Source organism: Niastella sp., from assembly GCF_045805085.1.
Lineage (GTDB): Bacteria > Bacteroidota > Bacteroidia > Chitinophagales > Chitinophagaceae > Niastella.
The window spans coordinates 1-3,473 of the sequence record NZ_JBJMLX010000045.1 but is presented as its reverse complement, the minus strand read 5'-3'; the positions used below and the strand labels follow the sequence as shown (position 1 = coordinate 3,473).

Sequence of the window (3,473 nt, the reverse complement as noted above, 5' to 3'; positions counted from 1 at the left end):
CGGTCGCGGTCATTTTTGAATTATCGAAGGTAACGGTGCCGCCGTTATCCTGCGAAGTAAAATTGCTGTTACTAATCGCCTTCAGGGCAACACCGAGCTGACTAAACTCTGCAGTTTGATTACCGGTACCCTGAACGGAGATGAATTTCCAGGTACCCACTTCTGTATTGGTATTTCCCTGTGTGGTATCACCAGGTTTAGGCAAGGTGTCAGTGGGATTCGCTCCACCAGGAGTGGTGCCGGTTTCATTACTTTTTTCCTTTGAGCAGGCCACAAATACAAATACCAAAGCAGCTACAAGCAGCAGCAAAAAGTTACGCGTATTCATAATTTCCCATTTTTACAGAAGTGATTTTCCCCACCTACAAGCAAAATTATGCCTTTATTCAAAATCAGTTATTGTTAAAAAAACAATGCCACGTTCTTTTAAAGAACATGGCACGGTCAGGAATATAATAAGGCAACCTTATTTGTTGATCGCAGCAATACCGGGCAGTTCTTTACCTTCAAAGAACTCAAGCATAGCGCCACCGCCGGTAGAAACATAACTAACCTGGTCGCTAAACCCAAACTGGTTTACAGCAGCTACAGAGTCACCACCGCCTACCAGGGAGAACGCGCCATCCTGGGTAGCTTCCGCCACAGCCATAGCAACACATTTGGTACCGTGTTGAAACTTTTCCATTTCAAACACCCCCATGGGTCCGTTCCACAAAATGGTTTTTGAGCGTTTGATTACATTGATAAATTGCTCGCAGGCATTAGGACCTACATCGAGACCCATCCAGCCATCAGGGATGTTATTGCTGGGCGCATTGGAAGTAAGCGCAGCGGCATCGAATTTATCGGCAATTACCGAATCAGAAGGGAAATGCAGACAAACACCTTTGGCTTCTGCTTTCTTCAACAGTTCGCGGGCAGTATCCAGGCGATCGTCTTCACAGAGCGAGTTACCGATTTTACCACCCTGTGCTTTTTCGAAAGTATAGGCCATACCACCACCAATGATGATGTCGGTAGCTCTTTCCAACAGGTTTTCAATGATGAGGATCTTGTCAGATACCTTGGCGCCGCCAATAATGGCTACGAAAGGTTTCTCGGCATTGTTCATTACTTTTTCGGCGCTTTTCACTTCACTTTCCATCAGTAAGCCGAACATTTTTTTATCGCGGGGGAAGAATTGCGCGATCACGGCAGTAGAAGCATGGGCGCGGTGAGCGGTACCAAAGGCATCGTTCACATACACATCGCCCAGTTTGCTTAATTTTTCAGCAAAACCGGCATCGCCTTTTTCTTCTTCTTTATAAAAACGCAGGTTTTCCAGCAACAATACTTCACCGGGTTTCAACGCAGCCGCTTTATCAACCGCTTCTTTACCAATACAGTCATTGGCGAACTGTATATTGGTGCCCAGCAATTCAGAAATATGGCTTACCAGGTGCTTCAATGAAGATTTGTCTTCGGGCCCTTCTTTGGGACGGCCCAGGTGGCTCATGAGGATCACACTGCCGCCATCACCTAATATTTTTTTAATAGTAGGCACAGCCGCTTTGATACGCGTATCGTCGGTAATGGCAAGTGTTTTTTTGTCAAGCGGAACGTTAAAATCAACCCGGATCAACGCTTTCTGACCCTTGAAGTTATATTGGCTGAATGTAGACATGAAGAAGTAGTTTTAAAAAAGTTAACCACAAAGATTATTGATAGCATTGGCCGACTAAGGGATTATCCTGGGCGTACCCGCTTTCAATAGCTTTGTGGTTAATTAGGATGTAGCCAAAACTACACCTGTGGTTAATTTATTAAGCTTTGGCAGTTGCTTTTGCAGCGCCTTTGTTGATCAACTTTGCAAAATAGTTAACGGTGCGAACTAGCTGGCTTACATAGCTCATTTCGTTATCGTACCAGCTAACCGTGCGAACCAGCTGGGTATCGCCTACAGTTTGAACACGTGTTTGTGTAGCATCGAAGTAAGAACCGTAAGTGCTACCTACGATGTCGCTGCTCACGATCTCGTCTTCAGTGTAACCGAAGCTTTCGTTAGAGGCAGCCTTCATGGCGGCGTTCAGTTCTTCAACAGTTGTCTTTTTACTTAATACCGCAGTTACTTCAGTTAAAGAACCGGTTAATACAGGTACGCGTTGAGCAGAACCATCCAGTTTACCTTTCAGGTTAGGTAATACCAGGCCGATGGCTTTGGCAGCACCAGTGCTGTTAGGAACGATGTTTTGAGCAGCAGCGCGGGCGCGGCGCAGGTCACCTTTGGGGTGCGGAGCATCTTGGGTGTTTTGGTCGTTCGTGTAAGCGTGGATGGTGGTCATAAGACCGTTCACGATACCGAATTTCTCGTCGAGCACCTGGGCCATAGGAGCCAGGCAGTTGGTAGTACAGCTTGCGCAGCTGATCACAGTTTCAGTACCATCGAGAATAGCGTGGTTCACGTTGAAAACGATAGTTTTCAGATCGCCGGTAGCAGGAGCAGAAATTACTACTCTTTTAGCGCCGGCAGTCAGGTGCGCTTCAGCTTTTGCTTTATCAGTGAAGAAACCAGTGCACTCCAGTACAACGTCTACTTCATGTTGACCCCAGGGAATTTGAGCAGGGTCTTTTTGTGCATAGATCTTTACTTCTTCGCCATTTACTATAATAGAGTTATCGGTACTTTTTACTTCAGCATCAAAACGGCCCTGAGCGCTATCATACTTAAGGAGGTGGGCTAAAACTTTGGGACTGGTAAGGTCATTGATAGCGACTACATCAATGCCATCCATTTTATAAATCTGGCGGTATACCAACCGGCCGATACGACCAAAACCGTTGATCGCCACTTTAACTGTGCTCATGATCTGGAAATTTTGTGTTAGTTAAAAATTGCGGGGGCTAAGGTACAATTTTGGTTGTAAATGAATCTGTGAAATTTGTATGCAAACCGGGCCTCAACCGGTTGCGTGGCGGCGTTCTCACACAAAGCGGCTAAACATATAGCGTACACTTACTTATGAAATCATTTACCCTACTTTTTTTGGGGGCTTTATAACAATTTGAAAGCAAATGGAGCAGAGTGAAAGAAAACGCGCAGCGACAAGAAAGGATGCTAACAAATCGTTAATTGCCGGATGAAAAATATTTTTTTGATCCAGGTGTTGGTTTTTGTGTCAACCACGGGTTCCGTTATGTATTGGAAGTTTTCCAACTTCAACCAAACGGCATCATAGTACCTGGCCAGCGGCCGGGAGTGCACGGAAAAAATATTTTAAAAGAAAGTGGGCTTTTTTTTGGTGGAACAGGACAGTTTCCTATTTTTGCACTCCCAAAAACGAGCCGCGTTCGTCTAAGGGCTAGGACACCACCCTTTCACGGTGGTGATACGGGTTCGAATCCCGTACGCGGTACCATGTGCAGCTCAAACTCATCATTGAAGTCAAATTGTTGGGGATTGGAGATCAGATCAAATTCCTGGGATATTATTGCTG

At 45.5% G+C, this 3,473-nt stretch carries 3 protein-coding genes and 1 tRNA gene; 1 reads left to right on the top strand and 3 read right to left on the bottom strand.

The features are described from left to right. The 3 genes from ACJ751_RS01970 to gap all read right to left on the bottom strand — a co-directional run. A partial coding sequence (locus ACJ751_RS01970; RefSeq protein ID WP_407743695.1) for a hypothetical protein occupies positions 1-328 on the bottom strand: 328 nt, incomplete at its 3' end. Between the two features lie 138 nt (positions 329-466). Further along, a complete protein-coding gene (locus ACJ751_RS01965; RefSeq protein ID WP_407743694.1) occupies positions 467-1,663 on the bottom strand; it encodes a phosphoglycerate kinase in 1,197 nt (398 codons plus the stop codon). A 139-nt stretch (positions 1,664-1,802) separates the two neighbouring features. Further along, positions 1,803-2,843 carry a type I glyceraldehyde-3-phosphate dehydrogenase gene (gap, locus tag ACJ751_RS01960; protein WP_407743693.1) on the bottom strand — a complete coding sequence of 347 codons (1,041 nt, stop codon included), beginning with the start codon at positions 2,841-2,843 and terminating at the stop codon, positions 1,803-1,805. 477 nt (positions 2,844-3,320) lie between these two features. On the opposite strand from gap, the gene ACJ751_RS01955 reads away from it, so the two are divergent. Beyond that, positions 3,321-3,395, top strand: a tRNA-Glu gene (locus tag ACJ751_RS01955). Positions 3,396-3,473 lie beyond the last annotated feature (78 nt).

What these genes read in the sequence shown, in the direction of transcription:
- ACJ751_RS01965 (WP_407743694.1), bottom strand. Translation starts at nt 1,663, where the DNA reads ATGTCTACATTCAGCCAATATAACTTCAAGGGTCAGAAAGCGTTGATC.
- gap (WP_407743693.1), bottom strand. Translation starts at nt 2,843, where the DNA reads ATGAGCACAGTTAAAGTGGCGATCAACGGTTTTGGTCGTATCGGCCGG.